Annotated in this window: 17 protein-coding genes; 9 read left to right on the top strand and 8 right to left on the bottom strand. The window is 73.9% G+C overall.

What is annotated here, in order from left to right; all coding sequences use genetic code 11:
• Positions 1 to 8: 8 nt before the first annotated feature.
• Entirely contained in the window at positions 9 to 1,184 is a 1,176-nt protein-coding gene (locus tag ASE15_RS15735; RefSeq protein WP_056764308.1) for a winged helix DNA-binding domain-containing protein, read from the bottom strand.
• A 10-nt stretch (positions 1,185 to 1,194) separates the two neighbouring features.
• The gene (locus tag ASE15_RS15730; RefSeq protein ID WP_162259144.1) at positions 1,195 to 1,881 is read right to left on the bottom strand and encodes a DUF2993 domain-containing protein; all 687 of its coding nucleotides are present in this window, start codon (positions 1,879 to 1,881) and stop codon (positions 1,195 to 1,197) included.
• Positions 1,882 to 2,088: 207 nt separating this feature from the next.
• Between ASE15_RS15730 and ASE15_RS15725 the strand changes: the two genes are divergently transcribed.
• From ASE15_RS15725 to ASE15_RS15710, 4 genes are all read left to right on the top strand, one after another.
• Positions 2,089 to 2,871, top strand: a complete 783-nt coding sequence (locus tag ASE15_RS15725) for an LLM class F420-dependent oxidoreductase (protein ID WP_056764306.1) — start codon at positions 2,089 to 2,091, stop codon at positions 2,869 to 2,871.
• Between the two features lie 111 nt (positions 2,872 to 2,982).
• Complete coding sequence (locus ASE15_RS15720) at positions 2,983 to 4,389, top strand: multidrug effflux MFS transporter (protein ID WP_056764304.1); 1,407 nt, start codon at positions 2,983 to 2,985, stop codon at positions 4,387 to 4,389.
• 174 nt (positions 4,390 to 4,563) lie between these two features.
• Entirely contained in the window at positions 4,564 to 4,938 is a 375-nt protein-coding gene (locus ASE15_RS15715) for a VOC family protein (protein ID WP_056764302.1), read from the top strand.
• Between the two features lie 19 nt (positions 4,939 to 4,957).
• Positions 4,958 to 5,734, top strand: a complete 777-nt coding sequence (locus ASE15_RS15710) for a uracil-DNA glycosylase (protein ID WP_082618505.1) — start codon at positions 4,958 to 4,960, stop codon at positions 5,732 to 5,734.
• Between the two features lie 6 nt (positions 5,735 to 5,740).
• On the opposite strand, the gene ASE15_RS15705 is transcribed toward ASE15_RS15710, so the two are convergent.
• On the bottom strand, positions 5,741 to 8,926 hold the full coding sequence (locus ASE15_RS15705; protein ID WP_056764300.1) for an AAA family ATPase: 3,186 nt from the start codon (positions 8,924 to 8,926) through the stop codon (positions 5,741 to 5,743).
• Complete coding sequence (locus tag ASE15_RS15700) at positions 8,926 to 10,239, bottom strand: exonuclease SbcCD subunit D (protein ID WP_056764298.1); 1,314 nt, start codon at positions 10,237 to 10,239, stop codon at positions 8,926 to 8,928. The genes ASE15_RS15705 and ASE15_RS15700 overlap by 1 nt, the downstream gene beginning before the upstream one ends.
• 120 nt (positions 10,240 to 10,359) lie before the next feature.
• Between ASE15_RS15700 and ASE15_RS15695 the strand changes: the two genes are divergently transcribed.
• Positions 10,360 to 10,653: a hypothetical protein gene (locus tag ASE15_RS15695; RefSeq protein WP_056653301.1), complete on the top strand. Its 294-nt coding sequence runs from the start codon at positions 10,360 to 10,362 to the stop codon at positions 10,651 to 10,653.
• Here ASE15_RS15695 and ASE15_RS15690 read toward each other — a convergent pair.
• Together ASE15_RS15690 and ASE15_RS15685 are read right to left on the bottom strand one after the other, a co-directional pair.
• Positions 10,650 to 10,994 carry an STAS domain-containing protein gene (locus ASE15_RS15690; protein WP_056653305.1) on the bottom strand — a complete coding sequence of 115 codons (345 nt, stop codon included), beginning with the start codon at positions 10,992 to 10,994 and terminating at the stop codon, positions 10,650 to 10,652. The genes ASE15_RS15695 and ASE15_RS15690 overlap by 4 nt on opposite strands.
• Positions 10,995 to 11,113: 119 nt before the next feature.
• Positions 11,114 to 11,650, bottom strand: a complete 537-nt coding sequence (locus tag ASE15_RS15685) for an aminoacyl-tRNA deacylase (RefSeq protein WP_056764296.1) — start codon at positions 11,648 to 11,650, stop codon at positions 11,114 to 11,116.
• 167 nt (positions 11,651 to 11,817) lie between these two features.
• Here ASE15_RS15685 and ASE15_RS15680 point away from each other — a divergent pair, with 167 nt between their 5' ends.
• Both ASE15_RS15680 and ASE15_RS15675 read left to right on the top strand, forming a co-directional pair.
• Positions 11,818 to 12,444, top strand: coding sequence for a hypothetical protein (locus tag ASE15_RS15680; RefSeq protein WP_056764294.1), 627 nt, complete (start codon positions 11,818 to 11,820; stop codon positions 12,442 to 12,444).
• Positions 12,441 to 13,613 (top strand): PrsW family intramembrane metalloprotease, encoded by a 1,173-nt coding sequence (locus ASE15_RS15675; protein ID WP_056653315.1) that lies wholly within the window; start codon positions 12,441 to 12,443, stop codon positions 13,611 to 13,613. Before ASE15_RS15680 ends, ASE15_RS15675 begins: the two co-directional genes overlap by 4 nt.
• A gap of 72 nt (positions 13,614 to 13,685) precedes the next feature.
• Here ASE15_RS15675 and ASE15_RS15670 read toward each other — a convergent pair whose 3' ends face one another.
• Positions 13,686 to 15,482 (bottom strand): ABC-F family ATP-binding cassette domain-containing protein, encoded by a 1,797-nt coding sequence (locus tag ASE15_RS15670; RefSeq protein WP_056764292.1) that lies wholly within the window; start codon positions 15,480 to 15,482, stop codon positions 13,686 to 13,688.
• Positions 15,483 to 15,813: 331 nt separating this feature from the next.
• Entirely contained in the window at positions 15,814 to 17,799 is a 1,986-nt protein-coding gene (locus ASE15_RS15665; protein WP_056764290.1) for a D-alanyl-D-alanine carboxypeptidase family protein, read from the bottom strand.
• 207 nt (positions 17,800 to 18,006) lie between these two features.
• On the opposite strand from ASE15_RS15665, the gene ASE15_RS15660 reads away from it, so the two are divergent.
• Complete coding sequence (locus ASE15_RS15660) at positions 18,007 to 18,546, top strand: hypothetical protein (RefSeq protein ID WP_056653324.1); 540 nt, start codon at positions 18,007 to 18,009, stop codon at positions 18,544 to 18,546.
• 50 nt (positions 18,547 to 18,596) lie between these two features.
• Positions 18,597 to 19,802, top strand: coding sequence for a hypothetical protein (locus ASE15_RS15655; protein ID WP_056764288.1), 1,206 nt, complete (start codon positions 18,597 to 18,599; stop codon positions 19,800 to 19,802).
• The last annotated feature ends 142 nt before the right edge of the window (positions 19,803 to 19,944 follow it).

Below are 19,944 nucleotides of genomic sequence, written 5' to 3'. Positions count from 1 at the left end.
GGCACCGGTCAGGACGGCACGTGCTCGACGCCCCAGTGCGCCGCGAGCCGCTCCGCCTGGACCTCGAACCCGCGCTGCTCGGCCCGGACGAGCGGCCGGAAGAGCTGGGTGTCGAGCCGCAGGGTGCGCGCCGTGAGCACGTGCCGCCACCGCCCCACGACCCGGCCCCCCACGGCGATCACGTGCAGGAACGGCGACTCCTCCGTGCCGGGGAGCCGGAGCGGCAGGACCGCGGGTGCCTCGACCGAGAGCGGGTCGCGGGCCAGGTCCCGGCTGTCCTTGTACGACACGAAGTACTCGTCGTACCCCTGGAGCAGGTCGACGTGTCCGTCCCCCGCGGCCGCGGTCAGGGGCGGGCCGTCGACCAGCCGCCACATGACCAGCCCCGTCGCCTCGTCCCCGGCGCCCACGACCTGCTCGACCTCGCCGCCCAGCGCCGCGAGCCCCTCCCGCGTACGGGTCATCGTGAGGCCCGACCAGCCCGCGAAGTCCTTGACCGTGGCGAGCCCCCGGCTGCGCAGGTAGCGCCGCAGGAGCTCGTTCAGTGCCTCGTCCTCGTCGAACGTCGCCCCGAGGGGCCCGTAGCCGGCGGGCACACGCTCGTCGAACGCCGCGTACGTCTGCTGCCTGCCGCGCAGCGCGCCGCTGATCACGACCCGGTCGAGCTCGGCCCGCATCAGGATGTACGTGAACGAGATGCCGGTCGACGGCAGCCCGTGCGACGCGAGCAGCTCCGCGAGCTCGGCCCGGGTCCGGTGCCGGCCGCCCGCGACGGCCTCGGCGAGCAGGTCGGTCGCGGCCGCGTCCTGCGCAGGCCCGCCCAGGTCCGGGTAGTACGGACGGTTGAGGCGGTGCACCCGGGGCGCGGTGAGCTGCAGGAGCCAGCGGACGTCGTCGGGCAGGATGGTGTGCCACGTGGGGCGCAGGACGTGCGTGCGCAGCAGGTCCCCCGCGGAGAACGCCTCGCGCGCGGACGCCGCGGACGGCGTCCCCGCCGCGCGCTGTGCGATCCCCCACAGGGACGGGTGGAACTCCTGCGACTGGACGGCGCCCAGGTGCCCGACGACGTCGCGCAGGCTCGGGAGGCCGGCTCCCCGGAGGCCGTGCGCACCCAGCCGGGTCGCGACGACCGTGTCTGCGCCGGGCGGCGTCGCCCCTGCACCCTCGCCGACCACGCCGCTCACCGCCCCGGGATCACGACGCCGCGAGGTCCGCGAGCGCGACGTCCGTCCCGCTCAGCTCGACGCGGATCGCGCCGTCGGTGACCCCGACCGAGGTCAGCGTGACGCCCGTCGGGAGGTCGAGCGGGACCTGGAGGTTGGTCAGGAGGTTCGCGATCGGGCGAGGGAGGTCGGAGATCGTGATCGTCGCGGGCCCCAGGGTCAGGGCCGCGACGTCGACCGCGATGGTGTTGCCGTCGACGCGCGGCGTCAGCCGGGCCGAGAGGTCGACGCCCAGGACCGACATGCTCGCGACGAGCAGGTTCCCGTCGGTGCTGAACGTGACCGGGGACCCCGCTGCCTCGCTCGCGACCGCGTCGAGCGAGGACGGTGCGAGCAGCCCCGTCGCGGTGCCCGACTGCAGGACGTACGGGTCGCGCGTCGAGACGCCGCGGGCGTCGATGTGCAGGTCGGTCACGGTGTAGCCGCCGAACGTCGCCGTCGCGGCCGTCCCGGTGACGTGCTCGAGCTCGCCGCCGACCACCTGCGTCAGGAACGGGAAGCCCTGGATGTCGAGGTTCGCGTCCGTGAGCTCGACGTCCCCCTGCTCCATGGACCGGACCGCAGCCCCCTCGGTCACGCGCACCGCGACGCGGTCGACCACGACGAGCACGAGCACCAGGACGACGAGCCCGCCGATCAACCACCACCATCGCTTCATCCGCCCACAGTAGGTGGCGAGGCGGCGCGTTGCCTCGGAGGATGCGGATCCGTGACCTGCGGTGTCGCTCACGCTGGGCGGCTGCGTGGTGGTGTCCTCGCCCAGTCGTGCGCGTCCACCGCGGACGTCGGGCGCCGCTGCCCGGGTCCTCCTGGTTCGCTGCCTTCGCAGCGGCACGCCCCAGGTCGCGCCGATTAGGCTGAATGGATGACTCGTCCCGTGCGCATCGGTGTCCAGCTCCAGCCCCAGCATGCCGACTATCCCCAGATCCGTGACGCGGTGGCCCGCGCCGAGGACGCCGGGGTCGACGTGATCTTCAACTGGGACCACTTCTTCCCGCTCAGCGGCGACCCCGACGGCAAGCACTTCGAGTGCTGGACCATGCTCGGCGCGTGGGCCGAGCAGACGAGCCGGGTCGAGATCGGCGCGCTCGTCACGTGCAACAGCTACCGGAACCCCGAGCTCCTCGCGGACATGGCCCGCACCGTCGACCACATCTCGGGCGGCCGCCTGATCCTCGGGATCGGCGCCGGCTGGTTCGAGAAGGACTACGACCGGTTCGGCTACGAGTTCGGCACGGCGGGCTCGCGCATCGCGGACCTCGCCGACGCGCTCCCCCGCATCAAGGCCCGCTGGGCCGCGTCCAACCCGGCGCCCACGCGCGAGATCCCGATCCTCGTCGGGGGCGGGGGCGAGCGCAAGACCCTGCGCATCGTCGCCCAGCACGCGACCGCGTGGCACTCGTTCGGCGACGCCGAGACGCTCGCCCGCAAGAGCGCGATCCTCGACGAGCACGGCGCCGCCGTCGGGCGCGACACGGCCTCGCTCGTCGAGCGGTCCGTCGCGGTGAACCGTCCGCCCGCCGAGGTGGGCGACGAGCTCGTGGGCCTCGGCGCGACGCTCCTGACGGTCGGGGTCAGCGGCCCCGACTACGACCTCTCGCTCGTCGAGCAGTGGGTCGCCTGGCGCGACGCGCGCGCCGAGGGCTGACCTCCGGCAGGACGGGGCGCGCCGCGCACGCGGTGGCTGCGCCCCGTCTCAGCCACCGGACGCCGTACGCCGTCCGGGAACAACGGCCCGGCGGCGAGGGTTGCCGCAGTCATGGCCACCCCACCACCAGCGTCGTCCACCTCCGACGCGGTCTCCCACCTGTCAGCACCGTCGGCGCCGTCGGCTTCCGTACCCACCCGCGGCACGCGCATCACCGTCGGCTTCGTCCTGCTCCTGTCGGCGCTCACGGCTATCGGCCCGCTCACGATCGACCTGTACCTCTCGGCCTTCCCGCAGATCGTGCGGGAGCTCGGCACGACCGAGTCCCGCATCCAGCTCACCCTGACCGCGACGCTCGCGGGCCTCGCGCTCGGTCAGCTCCTCATCGGGTCGCTCTCCGACGCGATCGGGCGCCGCCTCCCGCTGCTGTCCGCCCTCTCGCTCTACGTCCTGGCCTCGGTCGGGATCGTGTTCGTCCAGTCGGTCGAGATGCTCACCGCGCTCCGGTTCGTCCAGGGCCTCACGGCCGCGGCCGGCATGGTCCTGTCGATGGCGATCGTGCGCGACAACTTCGAGGGCTTCCAGGTCGGCAAGGTCATCGCGCGACTCATGCTGGTCGTGGGCGTCGCCCCGATCCTGGCTCCGACGATCGGTGCCCAGTTCCTGCGCATGGGCTCATGGCGTCTGATGTTCGTCGCCCTCGCGGTGTTCGGCGTGCTGCTGCTGGTTCTCGCAGCCCTGCGGCTCAAGGAGTCGCTGCCCCCCGAGATGCGGCGGACGGGCGGCACGTCGGCGGCCCTGCGCTCGTACGGCTCGCTCGTGCGCGACTGGTCGTTCTTCGGCCTCGCGCTGCTCGGCGGGTTCTACATGGCCGCGATGTTCACGTACATCTCGGCGTCGACGTTCGTGTTCCAGGAGCAGTTCGGCCTGAGCGCCCAGCAGTACGCGATCATCTTCGGCGCGGGCGCGGTGTCCGTGACGATCGGCAGCCAGGTCAACGGCGCGCTCGTCGGGCGCGTGACGCCCGAGCAGATCCTGCGCGTCATCGTGCCCGTCGGCATGGTCCTCTCCGCAGGGCTGCTCGCCGCGACCCTGAGCGGAGCGGGGCTCCCGGTCCTGGTCGCCCTCATCGTCCTGACCCTGGGCACGGCCGGGTTCGTCATGCCCTCGGTCCCGGCGGTCGCGCTCGAGCGCAACGCGCACCGGGCCGGCAGCGCGGCAGCCCTGCTGGGGGCCATGCAGTTCGGCGTCGGCGCGGGCATCGCGCCGCTGACCGGGCTGATCGGCGGCGACGTCACGATCACCATGGCCGCGGTCATGTTCGGCGTCATCTCGGTCGCTGGCCTGCTCCTGCTGAGCCTGACGCGCTCGCTGCGGGCCGCGCCGGCAGGCGACGCGCCGATCGTGGTCTCCGACGCCTCCGAGCTCGGGGTCGTCGCGGCGGCCGAGGCCGTGGTCGAGGCCGCCGAGGCGGCTCCTGCCCTCCCGGCGCCGGCCTCCGTCGGCGAGCCCCGCTGAGTTGTCAGAAGTGGGCCGGGGAATCCCCCGGCCCACTTCTGACAACCACGCGCTCGTGACGCCGGTGCTCGAGCTCAGGTCCCGGCCAGCGGGTGACCGCTTCTCTTCGTACGGTGAAGAGGTGCCCGTCATCCCGCGGGCCGCGACCACCAGCAGACCCCAGGAGCGACGACCATGGACTGGAAGCTCGAGCTCGTCCCCGTGCCCGTGTCGGACATCGACCGGGCCAAGGCCTTCTACGTCGACCAGGTCGGCTTCAACGCCGACCACGACATCCCCGTGAACGACGACCTGCGGTTCGTCCAGCTCACCCCGCCGGGGTCGGCGTGCTCGATCGTGCTCGACGTCAACATGACCGATATGCCCTCGGGCGGGCAGCGCGGTCTGCAGATCGTGGTGCCCGACGCCGACGAGGCCCGTCAGCACCTGCTCGACCGCGGCATCGACGCCCCGCCGGTCGAGGACCTGCCGTGGGGCCGGTTCACGTACTTCTCGGACCCCGACGGCAACACCTGGGCGCTGCAGCAGCTCGTCACGCCGCAGGCATGACATCGGCACGGTCCGGCCGGTGAGCCCTCCGCGAGGCGCCGCGCCCCGTGAGGCGGGCGGCGCCGTCGGGCCCGACGACGTCACCTACCCTCTCCAGGTTCGTCCGGCCGGGAGCATCGCGGCACTCGACGAGGTGCTCGTGGCGTGCCGAGCCTGCCCCCGCCTGGTCGCGTGGCGTGAGCAGGTCGCGACCGTGAAGCGGGCCTCGTTCCGGGACGAGGTCTACTGGGCCCGGCCCGTGCCCGGGTTCGGCGACGAACGAGCGACGGTCCTCGTGGTCGGTCTCGCGCCTGCCGCGCACGGCGCGAACCGCACGGGGCGCATGTTCACGGGCGACCGCTCGGGCGACTTCCTGTTCGCGGCGATGCACCGCACGGGGTTCGCGAACCAGCCGACGTCGGTGCGTGCCGACGACGGGCTGGTCCTCACCGGCATCCGTGTCACCTCGCCCGTGCACTGCGCGCCGCCGGCCAACAAGCCGACGCCGCTCGAACGTCACACGTGCGCGCCGTACCTGGGGCGCGAGCTCGAGCTCGTCGGGCCGCGCGTCGCGGTGGTGCTCGGCGCGTTCGGGTGGCAGGCGCTGCTCGCGACGCTCGACGACCAGGGGTGGGTGGTACCCCGTCCACGGCCGCGGTTCGGGCACGGGGCCGAGGTGCGGATCACGCACCCCGACGGGCGCGGCCTGACGCTGCTGGGATGCTTCCACGTGAGCCAGCAGAACACCTTCACGGGGCGTCTGACGCCCGAGATGCTCGACGCGGTGCTGCTGCGCGCGCGCGAGCTGGGCGGCTGACCGGCGCTACGCCCGCACCGCGAGCGTGCTGGCCCCGCTCGGCAACCGTCTGACCTCGATGCGCTCGGCGATGGACTGCTTGAGCGCGTCGACGTGCGACACCACGCCGACGACGCGGCCACCCGCCCGGAGCTTGCCCAGCTCGCCGAGCACCGCCTCGAGGGTCTCGGGGTCGAGGGTCCCGAACCCCTCGTCGACGAACAGGGTGCCCAGGTCCACGCCGCCGGCCTCGGCGGTCACGACGTCGGCCATCCCGAGCGCGAGGCACAGCGACACGTAGAAGGTCTCGCCGCCCGAGAGCGTGCGTGGGTCGCGTGCGGCCTCGGTGCGGTGGTCGAGGACCTTCATCGCGAGCCCGGTCCGGCGCGTGCGGACGTCCTCCTTCTCGTCGGAGCGCTCGAGCTCGTAGCGCCCGTCGGACATCTCGCGGAGCCGCTCGTTGGCGGCCGCGACGACGTCCTCGAACCGCCTGACCAGCACGTACGTAGCGAGCGAGAGGGCCTTGGCGTTGTCCGAGCCCGACCCGGCCGCGAGGCTCGCCATGCGGGCGACGGGGGCTGCGGCCTCGCGCTCCCGAGCCCACCCCTCCACGGCCGAGGAGATCTCGCTCGCCGCGCGTGCGGCGAGCCGGGCGCGCTGAGCAGCACCGTTGGCCTGGAGGGCGGCTCGCCGTTCGGCGGTCTCCGCCTGCCCGACGACGTCACGTGCCGCGTCGAGGTCGACCTCCACGTCCGCGGGCAGGGTCGCGATCGACTCCTCGGCGAGCCCCTGGCGGACGCGCTCCACGTCGGCGTCCACGGTACGGAGCCGCCGTTCGAGGGCTTCCCGCTCGGCGGGCGGACGGGCCGCGTCGAGCGCGTGCTGCTCGTCGTCGAACCCGGACTCGGTCACGACCGTCGCGACCTCGGCTGCCCGGGCGGCCACGGCGTCGGCTGCGTGGGCCACGGCGGACTCGGCGTCGAGGAGCGCCGTGACCGCGATCCCACGGTCACGGAGGGCGGCCTCGATGACCGCGACGGGGTTGGCGGGAGAGCCTTCGTCGGCCAGCGCGTCCGGCAGGGCGGCGTCCGCGAGGAGCGGACCGGTCGCGTCGAGCTCGGCAGCGATCTCCTGGCGGTCACGCTCGATCCCCGTCGCGAGGGCGTCGAGGCGGGCGGTCTCGCCCGCGATCCGCTCGGCGAGGCTCGCGGCGAGGCCGGTCAGGGCTGCGGTCGCGGTGTCGAAGTCCGTGAGCGCAGTCGCGGCCTCGGCACGCTCGGCGACCGCGGCGGCGGACTCCGCGACCAGCTCCTTGGCCGCGTCAACCGAGCTCTGCGCGTCGTCGGTCGTCACGCCGCCCGCGGTGCGCAGGAGCCCGTCGAGCCGCTCGGCGAGCGTGGCCGCCTCGGCCGAGGCCTCGGCCACGGACTGCTCCGCGGCGCGACGAGCGGCCTCAGCCGCCTCCACCACGTCCCGCCCGACGTGCTCGGTTCCCGTGCGGGCCGGAGCAGGGTGCTCCTCGGCGCCGCAGACCGGGCAGGGGCAGCCGGGCTGCAGCTCTGCGGCGAGGTCTCCGGCGATCCCCCCGAGCCAGGCGGTCCGCAGGGAGTGCTCGGCGTCCGAGGCGGCGCGCGCGGCGGCGACCGCCGAGTCCTGACGCCCGCGCGCGACCTCGAGGTCGGCGCCGGTCGCGACGGCCTGACGGGCGGCACGCAGCACCGACTCGGCCCCGAGCACCCGCTCCTGACGCTCGCCGAGACGACCGGCGGCGTCGGCGAGGGTGTCGCGGCGCGCCTCGAGCAGGGCCCGAGCAGCGGGGCGGGCCTCGAGGTCGGCGAGGGTCCGGCTGCGTTCCTCGCGGTCGCGGTCGGTCTCCTTGCGCCCGTCGACCACCTCCCGCTCACGGAGCGGGAGCGACTCGCCCAGCGGCAACAGCCGCACCAGTCGTGCCTCGGCTGCGGACAGGCTCGACCGCAGCACCTCGAGAGCGGACACGTCGGACACCGCCAACGACGCGGGCACGCCGGTCCGCGCGAGGAGCAGGCGCTCCTGGGCGGCCGTCTCCTCCTGCGCTGCCCGACGCGCACCGGCGAGCACAGGTTCCACCACGGCGGCACGACGCGCGGCCGCGAGGACCTCCCGATCGAGCGCCACCTGGTCGGCCGCGGCGTCGAGGGCGGCCTGCTCGGCCAGCAGTGCGTCGCGGCGCGTCACTGCTGCGCTCACCGCCCGGGCGGCCTCGAAGGCCTCCCGGGCTGCGACGAGCACGGTATTCGCCGTGATCTCCTGCGCGCCGAGCTCTTCTGCGACCCGCTCGAGCGCGACGACGTGGCGGCGGACGAGCGTACGGACCGAGGCCCCGGGCTCGACGGGCGAGAGCGTCGGGGTCTCGTCTGCTGCGAGACCCGCGATCGCGAACAGGTCGTCGTCCGGGACCGGGGTCTCGTCGACGGGCCCTGCGAGTCGTGCGTCGTCCCGCGCGGCCTCTCTCAACGCTGCAGCGTCCTCGCTCGTGAGCCCTGCCGCGCCGACGAAGTTCTCGACGGACCCCGTGGCGACTGACCTGGCCGCGGCGACCGCGCTCTGCGCCTCGCGGTTCAGGGCCGCGAGCTCGCTCTGCACCCTGTCGTAGATCTCGGTGCCGAAGACCTTCTGCAGCAGGTCGCGGCGGTGCTCGGGGTCGGCACGGAGGAAGCTCGCGAACTCTCCCTGCGGGAGCACGATGGTCTGGACGAACTGGCGGCGGTCGAGCCCGATCGCCCGGTGGATCTCGAGCCCGGCCTCGTCGAGCCTCGTCGAGAGGAGCTCACCCGGGACGTCGTCCGCCGCGAGGACGGCCTGGTCCGCCCCCGCGAGCCGCCAGAGCCTGACGCCCGCCTGCTGGGTCGTGGTCCCGGTGCCGCGCTTCTTGAGGCGCTGGAACTCGGGGCTGCGCCGCACGCGGTACACGCCCGATCCGGTCTCGAACACGAGGTCGACGAAGGACTCGACCTCGGGCGGAGCGTAGGCCGACCGCAACCGGTCCTCGCTCGCGGCCTCGGAGGCGACCTTGCCGTAGAGCGCGAAGACCACGGCGTCGATGATGGTCGACTTTCCCGCACCCGTCGGCCCCTCGAGCAGGAAGATCCCCGAGGTCGCGAGCTGGGCGAAGTCGATGCGGTGGGTCCCCGCGAAGGGGCCGATGGCCTGGAGGGTCAGGGAGTGCAGGTGCATCAGGCGCTCCGCTCGCTCGCGAGGGCCCGCTCGAGCGCCGTGCGCAGCGCTGCGGCCTCGGTGGGACCCGGCCCCGATCCGGTGACGTGCTGGACGAACTCGTGGGTCACCTCGAGCGGGTCACGCCCCGAGCCGACGACGGAGACCACCTCGCGCTCGGCCGTGCGCGGCGGGCGGTGCTGGACCTGGAGCGCGTGCGGGAAGCGACCACGCACGCGGGCGTACATCTCGGCGGGCCGGGACTCGTCCGTCACGAACACCCGCAGCCAGTCGTCGGTGTACGCGTCTCCGGGCGCACCGAGCAGCTCGTCGAGCGTGCCGCTGACCTCGCTGAGCCGTCGCGGCACGGGGGCGGGGACAAGCTCCGTCCGGGCCTCGCCGGTCGCGTCGAGGTCCAGCAGGACCGTCGACTTGTTCTGGTGCATCTCCGAGAACGAGTACGCGAGCGGCGACCCCGAGTACCGGGCCATGGTCGCGCCTGCACCGTCCTGGCCTGTGGTTTCACGTGAAACATCGCTCGGCACGCTGACCTTCTGGGGTCCGTGCAGGTGGCCCAGGGCCACGTAGTCGACCCCGACGCCGCCGAACACCCCCGCGGGCACCGAGTCCACACCGCCGACCCGGATGTCTCGCTCGGACTCCGAGGCCTGCCCGCCGACCACGAACGCGTGCGCCATCACGACGTTCCGCACGCGTTCGCCCTGCCCAGCCGCCCGACGAGCCGCCACGTCGGCTGCGATCCGCCGCATGGCCGCGGCCGTCACGGCCTCGTGCGAGCGGGGCAGGGGTCGCCTCTCGGCGGCGGGTGCGGTCGGTGCGGTCGGTGCAGGCGCGTCGTGCGCCTCGGGTGCGCCCGGCTCCCCACAGCCGCAGCCGTCCGCGAGCTCCCACCGGACGCCGTCCGGGTCGAGGTAGGGCACGGCATAGACCGCGACCTGCCCACCCGAACCACCGCGCGAGGCGGGGTCCAGGAGCACCGGTGCGCCGACGTCGGGCACACGGGTCCGGAAGTGGACCCCCGGACGCATGAGCGACGCCCCGAACCCCAACCGGATCGCCGAGTCGTGGTTCCCCGGCGTCAGCACGACGTCCGCGTGCTCCGCGAGCCGCGCGACCGTGTCCGACAGGAGGTTCACGGCGTCGACCGGCGGGATCGCCCGGTCGTACACGTCCCCCGCGACGAGGACCGCTCCCACGCCCTCCGAACGCACCACCTCGACCAGGTGGTCCAGGTACGCCGCCTGGTGGCCCAGCAGGTCGACGCCGTGCAGCGTCCGGCCGAGGTGCCAGTCCGAGGTGTGCAGGATGCGCATGGTCCGAACCGTAGCCCGAGCCACCCACAGCACGGCGGGTGCCGAGGCGTGACACGCGCTCGGGCCGCACCCGCCCGCGCGCTACGCTCCTCGTTCACACCGATCAGCACCGGAGGCCCCGTGGACCGCAGGACCCTGGACGTCGCCGTCCCCGTCACGTTCGGCCTGCTCGTGGCCTCCTCGGCGATGTGGTTCAGCGCCGCACAGCTCCCGATCATGATGGTCGGGGGCGTGCTCGTGGGCCTGTACTTCTCGGCGTTCCGGCAGAAGCTGCCGCACGAGCTCCCCGCCCCGGACGAGACGCAGCGGATCGAGCCGCCCGTCCGTGACCGGATCGAGCCCGCACGGCCCGCCGACGCGGGCGCCCCGTGGGGCACCCCGCCCGCGGTCGAGGACCGCCGCGACGACGCCTAGGACCCCGCGGAAGCCGTCCGCACGACGGGGATGGTGCCGCCCATGCCGATCATCTCCAGCAGGTCCTCGAGCGTGCTCGTCGGATCCTGCAGGACCACGGGGCGTCCGTCCTCGGAGCCCAGCATGTAGACCTGCAGGATGAAGGCGATGCCCGAGGAGTCGATGAAGGTCACCCGACCGACGTCGATCGTCACGGGACCTGGGTGCGTGATGACCTGCGCCATCGCGTCGCTCGCGCGGTCCCGCAAGGCTGCGTCGATCTCTCCCCACAGCGTGATGAGAGACCCCTCCGGGGTCGCCTCGTAGGTGATGCCTGCGTCCAAGGTGCTGGGGATGGTCATGCTTTCTCGTGCTCCGTCAGTCGGTGAGGCTGGTCCTCGCGGACCGTCCTCCTGGTCAACGATCGGGCAATGAACGGTGTTCCCGAGGGCGGGACCCGTGATGGTCAAACCCTGTGAGGCTAGACCGGGTCGGTCACGTCCGCGACCTGCGCGCCCAGGACGGCGGCAAGTCGCGCTCCGTCGACGGTCGCCGCGACGCCGAACGCGCCCCCGCCGATCGAGACGAGCGGCGAGGCGCCGTCGGGCTCACCGAGAAGGTCCGCCCCTCCCTCGTCCTGCCCGACGACGTCCCCCGCCTCCCGGAAGACGACGCGCGAGTCCGCGACGACCGGCCACGCGGTCGTGGATCCGAACGGCGTGATGGTGCCGCGCTCGTACCCGGTGACCTCGCGGGCGACGTCCTTGTCCGGCATGGACAGCCGCGAGACCCCCAGGAGAGACCTGAGCTTGGGCCACGAGATGGTCCGGTCGCCGGGCACCAGGACGAACAGGTAGTCGTCGTCACCACGGCGGACCACGAGCGTCTTGACGATGTTCGCCGGGTCGATCCCGCGCGCTTCCGCGGCCTCCTCGAGGGAGCCCACCGGGCCGTGCCGGGTGATCGTGAAGTCGATCCCGGACGCCTCGAGTGCGGCGCGTGCTCGCTCTTCGCTCATTCCTCAGACCCTAGGCCCCGCCGCCGACACCCACCGCCCGAGAGAACGGCCCGCACAGTTCGTCCACGTCTCCTCCCCCCGTCGTCCGCGCCGGCCAGCGGTCGCGGTCCGCCGCGCCCGGTGCTTGCATCGGAGGGACGTCCCGCCGCCCCGACCCGAGGAGCACGATGCAACCGGAACCTCCCCCGCTCCTGCGGCCCGAGCGTCGCGGACGCTTCGGGATGGATCGCGTCGGGTCGGTCGCGACGACCCTCGTGCTGCTGGCCATGGTCGCCCTGTGGCTCGTCCCGACCGCCGTCGACGAGGGCACCCCGCCCACCGAGACCGAGATCCCCGCCGGGAGGATCGTGACGGTGTCCGACGGCGCCTCGACCGCGACGATCCGGTTCCCCGAGGGATGGTCCACGACGGCCGACATCAGCCCGTCGGGCGACGCGAGCGAATCGACGTTCGAGGGCGCGAGCCTCACCGTGGACCGCGCAGGCGTCAGCGTCCAGATCGAGGTCGCGTCGGGGGTCGAGAACGCGAACGTCTTCTTCGCACGGCGGGCCCGGCTCGCCGAGCTCTCGACCGGCACGAGCCTGTACGACGCCCGGATCGTCTCCGAGGGCGACCCGGCCGAGGTCTCGGGCGTCTTCCGGTCGGACGGCCCCGCCGCGGCAGCGCTCACGGTCAAGGTCACCCGGCAGTACGCCCAGGGAGGCGTCTCGATCCTCGCGTACGGGACGTCGTCGGACCTGCAGGCCCAGGCCGAGGCCGTGGCCACCCTCGTGAAGGCGGTGACGATCTCATGACCGACCAGCTCCGCAACGTCCCCGTGGTCCTGCCCACGGGCGCTCCCGCGAGACGGCGGCGTGGCTTGTTCCCCCACTACCAGTGGGCGACCTGGCTCTACTGGGTCTGCCTGGTCGTGACCGGGTTCTCGATGCTCCTGACGGCCCGCCAGGACGCGCTGCTCACCCCGGAGGGCCTCGGGATCGGGGTCCTGCTCGCCGCGCTCGTCACGCTGCTGCTCACGGCGATCATCCGCCGTCTCGACCTGTTCGAGGACGAGCCGGGCCCCCTGCTGCTCGCGGCCTACGCGTGGGGCTTCGTGGCCGCACCGACCATCGTCGTGGTCGCGAACGACCACCTGATCTCCGCGCTCGAGCGCGTCGGCCTGGCCTCCTGGTCGGCCGCCCTCGCGGGGCCGACCGACGAGGAGCTCATCAAGGTCCTCGGTGTGGTCCTGGTCCTCTACGCGGGGCGCGCGCACGTGACCCGGCCGCTCAACGGGCTGGTCTACGGAGCCATGGTGGGCCTGGGGTTCGAGGTCAGCGAGAACATCAGCTACATCGTGCAGGGCGCGATCATGGACCCGAACTCGGACGCCGTGGGCGCGCTCCAGGTCGGGCTGAGCAGGGTCCTGGTCGGGTTCGGCGCGCACGTGATGTTCAGCGCGATCGCCGGGTTCGGCGTGGCCTACGCGCTCACCGCGTTCCGCATCTCCGTGGCCCGGCGCATCGGCGTGGCCCTCGGGGCGTACCTGCTCGCCTGGGCCCTGCACTTCGCGTGGAACGCCCCCGAGATCTTCCTCTCGTCGTCCGAGGCCGGCGTCTTCGCGTCGGTCTTCCTCAAGTACGTGGTCCTGATCCTCGCGTTCGTCCTGGTCTTCCGCTACGCCCGGAGCATCGACCACCACTGGTTCGAGACGGTCCTCGCCGACCAGCCCGCGGACGTCGTGACGCCGGGCGAGATGGAGGCGCTGCGGTCCGTCCACGCGCGACGGGCGGTGCGCAAGGCGGCCCGACGCGCGGGCGGTGCGGCCGAGAGCCGCCGGCTCGCCGACCTGCAGGAGGCCCAGCTCCGGCTCGCGACCCTGCTGGGCATCTACCCTGACGGGTCGCCGCCGGTCGAGGTCCAGAAGCAGGTCGTCCACGAGATCCGCTCGCGGCTGACCGTGCCCGTCGAGGTGCAGGCCTAGCCACCGCGCGGCTCGGGCGCTCGACCGAGCCGGGGAGCCGCCGGGTCTCCCCGAGCTCCCTGCACGCAGCCGTCAGCCGAGGTGCACCACGTCGCCCTTCCAGGTCCGCCGCAGCCACCGGTCGTGCGAGGCGACCACCACGGCCCCCGGCCACGTCTCGACCGCGGCCATGAGCTCCTCGGCGAGCGCGAGCGAGATGTGGTTGGTCGGCTCGTCGAGGAGCAGCACGTCGGGGGCCTGCGTCACGAGCATCGCGAGGACCACGCGACGCCGCTGGCCCACGCTCAGCATCCCGAGCGGTCGGTCCAGGTCGCGGGGTGCGACGAGGCCGTGCGCGTTCACGAGCGGGCGGTCCGCGGGATCCTGACCCGTGATGAGGGCGAGCAGGTCGCGCGGGGTGCGTTCGTCGTCGTGCAGGCGGACGTCCTGCTCCAGCAGGGCGACCTCGACGCCTCGCGCACGCCCCACGCTGCCCGACGTCGGCACGAGGTCCCCCGCCAGCACGTGGAGCAGCGTCGACTTGCCCGAGCCGTTGGCCCCGGTCACGAGGAGCTTGGCGCCCGGCGCGAGGTCGATCGACGGCACCCCCGCGGCACGCAGGTCGAGGCGGGGACGGCCAGGCGTCGCGGGGTCGGGCTCGGTCGCCCCTCCCTGCACGACGACGTCACGCGCCCAGAGCGCCAGGCCGTCGGTGCCGTTCGACGCCCCCTGGGAGCCGCGCCGACCGCCCGACCGCCCGGGCGACGAGCTCGTCGCCCGCTCGCGCACGAGGTGCGGCGGCGCGAACCGCAGCGGCTCCGGGGGCTTGCGCACCTGCTCGGCCTCGAGCGTGTCGAGGCGCTGCTGGGCGTTGCGCACGCGCCGGGAGACCTGCGACTGCACGCGCTCGCCCTTGGCGTCGTAGAGCAGCTTGGACTGGTTGCCGCGCTCACGGTTGTGCGAGACGTTGCGGGCCGTGGTCGCGACCGACCGCCGCAGCGCCTTGAGCTCGTCCTGCTCGGCCGCGAACTGCTGCTCCCAGCGGGCACGCTCGACGCGCTTGGCCCGCAGGTAGTCGCGGTAGGTCCCCGCGTACAGCGTGCCGCCCGTGCGACCCGCGGAGCTGGCCTCCTGCGAGGGGTCGAGGTCGAGGATCTCGGTGCAGACCTCGTCGAGGAACACCCGGTCGTGGCTCGCGAGGAGCACGGCCCCGGGCAGCGCGCGCAGCGCGGTCGCGAGGAACTCGGCGGCCTCGTCGTCCAGGTGGTTGGTCGGCTCGTCGAGCAGGAGCGCGCCGGGCTGGCGGATGAGGAGCGCCGCGAGGCCGAGGCGCGTGCGCTGACCGCCCGAGAGCCGCGCGACCAGGCGGCCGCGGTGGATCACGTCGAGGCCCAGGCCCGCCAGCGCGCGGGAGGCACGGGCGTCGGCCCCCCACACGTCCGACTGCTCGGCGCGCGCGAGGGCCAGGTCGTAGGCCGCGGTGAGGGCATCGACGGCGGCGGACCCGTCGTCAGAGCTGGGCCGGGCTGCACCCCGGCCAGGTTCTGACAGCTCAGCGAGGGCCGCAGCCGCCGCCTCGAGCTCACGCTCGATCTCCCGGACCCCCGCGAGGGCATCCTCGACGACCTCGCCGACGGTCGTCGTCGGACCGTAGGGGAACTCCTGGTGCAGGTAGCCGAGGTCGGCCGGTCGGGTGACGACCCCGGAGTCGGGGTCCTCGACCCCCGCGAGGAGCCGCAGCAGCGTCGACTTGCCGACGCCGTTCTCACCGACCAGGCCGGTCCGGTGGCCGGGGTCGACGGCGAGGCTCACCCCCGCCAGGACCGTGCGGTCGCCGTAGGACTTGGTGAGGTCCGTGGCAGTGAGGAGGGACGGAGAGGCATGGGGCATGGGGTCACCTGACTGGAAGGGCGCCACGGCGGCACAGGAGGCTGCCTACCGACGTCGAGCGCTGGCGGGACGCGACGAGGTCGTCACGTCGCGGGGCGACGTCGGGGCGCGAGAGGAAGGGGGTCTCGCGAGCAGGCTCAGATCCACATGGGCTCCACCCTACGCGGTCGCCTCCGCGCCTTGCGACCGCATTCCCGGGATTCCCGGGCTGGTCCCGCCCGCCTGCCGCCACCCCCGCCTCTCGACCCGACGCCGCCGGAGAGCACAGGTAGGTGAGACGCGAGCGGCGAGCGCCCCCTCGCGGGGACGCGCGCCGCTCGTCATGCGGTCGTCACGGGGTCGCCGTGGGCTCCTCGGTCGCGAAGGCCGTGGACGTCGGGTCCGAGGTCGGTGTCGCAGTGGGGGTCGGGTCCGGCGTCGAGGTCGGCGGAGCCGTCGGCGTCTCGGTCGGCGGGGTGGTCGTGGGCGGGTCCGTCGGGTCCGGCGTCTCGGTCGGCGGCGTCGTCGTGGGCGGGTCCGTCGGGTCCGGCGTCTCGGTCGGCGGCGTCGTGGTCGGCGGCGTCGTCGTCGGCGGGTCCGTCGGGGTCGGCGGGTCCGTCGGCGCGGGCGTCGTGGGCGTCGGGTTCGGCGTGGGGGCCGGGCTCGGCGGAGTCGTGGGAGGTGTGGTGGGCGGGGTCGTCGGCTTCACGGGAGGGGCCGACGGCGTCGCGGGGGCTCCCCCGGTGTAGCGGTCCGGCATGGCGCCCGCCGCGTAGAACTCGAAGTGCCAGGGCTCGGGCTTGCGGCCGTCGAGCCGCGCCCACGACGGGTTGTCCCACCCGTAGTCCGGTGCGTGCAGCCGCATCCACAGGTACTCGGCGCTGCGGCCCGTGGAGACGGGCTGCCCGACGTCGATCGCCAGACCCCAGCCGTGCTGCGAGGTGCCCGGCACGGCGGCGAGGTACGGCTTGGCGGCCTTGACCGCGACCTGCGCGTCGTAGCTGCGGTACGAGTCGGTGATGCGGAGCGGCTTGCCGAACTCCTTCTGGTACTCGACCGCGAGCGCGTTGAGCTGCTCCGCGGCGTCGCAGCGCAGGCTGTGCCCGGAGGCGAAGTCGAGACCGCAGAGCACCGAGTCCGGCAGGAGTCCGTTGCCGTACTGCGCGGTGCTGTCGGCGTACTTGGCGACCACGGCCGCGAGCTGGTCGGCGAGCGTGCCGCCGGCTGGAGCCGTGATGCCTGCGGCCGGCAGGACGTCGCCGGGCGCCAGCGCGTAGGACGGGCCCATGAGCTCTGCGAGCCGCGTCGCGGCGACGACGACGTCGTCGAGCGTCACCAGGTCGTCGTGGTCGGGGGCGTCCTCGTCGGTCGGGTCGCCGGTCAGGCCGCCGGGGAGCGGTACCCCGTCACCGTCCTCGACCGTCCCGTCGGGAAGGACCGTGCCCTCGGGAAGGACCGTGCCCTCGGGAAGGACGGTGCCGTCGGGAGCCATCGCACCGTCCGGACCCGTGCCCGACGGTGTGTCCCCGCCCTCCGCGTCCGGAGCCACCGGCGCCGTGGGCTCGGGCGAGACGGGAGCGAGGTCGGTCGCCAGGGCGTCCGCGGCGCCTGCCGGCACGTACCCCGCGGGCAGGCCGGACGACACGGTGCTCGACGCCGCGGCGGCGTCCGCGACGTCCGCGGGTGCTGCCGTGGGCCCCGGCCCCTCGACCACGCCGGACGACCCGGGGGCCTCGGGCGTGACGGGGGCGACCGGTGCCAGCGGAGACAACGGTGCAGGGGCGGGCGGGGTGGCCAGGCCGTCCAGGAAGAAGCTCCCTGCCCCGCTCGTGCCGGTCCCGCCGCTCGTTCCTGGAGCGCTCCCACCGGCAGCAGCCTGCTGCGCCTGGTAGGTGGCCAGCAGCATGCCGAGCTCCGAGCGGGCCTGGAGGACACCGTCCGGGACCTGCGCCTCGGTCGCGATGTACTCGTCGCTGCGGTCGACCGCAGCGACGACCCGTTCGAGCTGGACGTCCTCGTGCGGCGGTTCGTAGGCGGCGGGGAGCACGCCGAACGCGGCACCCGGGGTCGGGGTCTCCGGCGCGGCGTACTCGACCGACCAGGACTCACGGTGCGTGATCGACGACCCCACGAACCCGACGGTCATGACCGACCCGAGCACGAGCGTGGTCGAGAGGATCCACGGGACCGCGCGGGACGTGTGGCGCGGGCGAGCGCTCGCCGCGAGGCACGGAGGCGTCGTGGAAGAAGGAGGAGGAGCTGGAGCGTCGGTCGCCGCCTCAGGGGCGACGGGGAGGGACGAGCCGGCGACCGAGCCTGCCTCGTCGTGCGGGCTCACTGCTGCTCCCGCAGGGCGGCGTGAACGCACACGGTGCGTCGGCAAGGTCACCACGAGACTCCAATTGTCCGGTCTTGCGTCTTTCGACGTAGCGAGGCTATCGCGAGAAAGGCCAAACTCAAGCCTGGACGACGAACGGCGTGTACGCCACCCCTCCTGGATGAACACTGAGGGTGACTTCTCAGGTTGCGCGAGCACAATGGGTACATGGACACCTCGACCTCGTTCCAGGCGCCCCCCGCGCAGCGCACCCGACGCCCCCGCCGAAGTGCCGCCGTCGGGCTCGCGCTCGTCCTGTCCACGTCGCTGCTCGGCGCCTGCGGCGACGACGGGAGCATCACCCTCCCCGAGTTCACCATCACGAGCGACCAGCTCGACCAGCTCCTGAACGACGCCAAGGCCCAGGCCGAGACCATCGGTGCCGACGTGCAGTCGCTCGTCGACGGGCTCGGCTCCCTGCCCGAGGACAAGCGCGCCCAGGTCGAGGAGGCCGTGACCTCGGCACGGACCGCGTCGCAGGACCTCCAGGCCGCGATCGACGAGGCCGCGACGGCGAGCGAGGACACCAAGGCGGAGGCGGAGCAGCGCGTCGCCGAGGCACGCACCCGGCTCGACGAGGCCTCGGCACGGCTCCAGTCCGCGTCCGACGCGGTCGAGTCGGCCGACCAGGCGGTGAGCTCGAAGCTCGACGAGCTCCGCACGGAGGTCGACAAGCTGTCGGCCGACGTCGAGGACGCCACGTCCTGACGGCCGTGTCGCACCCGGCCGGGCGAGGAGCCCACGGGGCAGACTGAGGCATGCCGTCCGCCGCTCCCCCGCCCGAGCCAGCGCTCTCTCGCACGCCCGTGCCCGACCTCGACGAGACCCTCGCGCTCGCAGGCGCCGCGCTGGGGGCCGCGCTCACCGAGCCCGAGGCCCTCGGCGGGTCGACGAGATCCCTCGTCGTCCGTGCCCGCGTCGTCGCGGGGCTCACGACCGACCGCCTCGACACGACCCGCGCCGCCGCGCACGCCCCGGGCAGCACGGTCGTCGTCAAGCGGTTCCTCGACGGCCCTGGCGTGCACGGGTTCCCGTTCGAGCACGAGGTCGCGGGGCTGCTGGCGCTCGACCGCACGCCCGTGCTCCTGGGGGTGGACGAGGCGCACAGCCTGGTCGTCATGAGCGACGTCGGCGACGGGCCCACGCTCGCCGACCTGCTGCTCGGCACCGACCGCGACGCCGCCTGGCACGGAGCCCTCTCGTGGGCGACCGCGCTCGGCGAGCTCGCGGGCGCCTCGGGGCCGCACGTCGAGCGGTTCTCGGCCGAGCTCGCGGCCCGCGGTGTCGTGCGCGGGTGGGACCTCGACGCGGACGCCCGCGCCGGGGTGCACCGGCTCGTCGCGGCCCTGCCGACGCCCACGGACCTCGCGCGCGACCCGCTCGACGCGACCCTCGCGTTCCTGCACGACGACCTCGAGGCCCTCGCGAGCCTGCGTGCGCCGGGGAGCGCCGTCGTCGTCTCCCCGGGCGACACGTGTCCCGACAACGCCGTCCTCACACCCGCCGGCTGGGTCTTCCTCGACCTCGAGGACACCACGGCCCACCACCCCGCGCTCGACGCCGCCTACACGCTCATGCCGTTCTCGACGTGCTGGTGCGTGTTCGACCCGCCGCCCGGCCTGACCGACGAGCTCCTCGCGGCGTTCACCGCGGGGCTCGGCCGACACCTTCCCGACGCCGTCGTCGAGCCCGCCTGGACCCACGACGTGCTGGTCGCCTGCGCAGGCTGGATCCTCGCGATGACGGGCTGGCTGCTCGACGGAGCGGTCGAGGACCGCCCGCGCGTGGGGCCCGAGGGGCGCTCACCGTCGTACCGCCAGCTCGTGCTGTCCCGGTGGCGCTGGGGCGCCGAGCACCTGCGGGACGTCACCCCGGGCATCGCGTCCCTCCTGTCCGACGGCGTCGCGTGGGCCGAGCGCGAGTGGGGACCTTCGCCGTCGGGCGGGTATCCCGCGTTCTCCTGATCCTGCCGCTGCGTCCGCGCCGAGCCTCACGACGGGACCTAGGTCCCCCGGAATCCTCGACCTTCGCCCCAGGTCACGCCCCTCGCGCTCCGGTGGAATGGAGTCAACGAACCGGAAGGGGATCCGGTCCTGGAGACGAGGA

This window comes from Oerskovia sp. Root22, from assembly GCF_001429135.1.
In the GTDB taxonomy this organism is placed as follows: domain Bacteria; phylum Actinomycetota; class Actinomycetes; order Actinomycetales; family Cellulomonadaceae; genus Oerskovia; species Oerskovia enterophila.
This window is presented reverse-complemented; position numbering and strand designations above follow the sequence as displayed.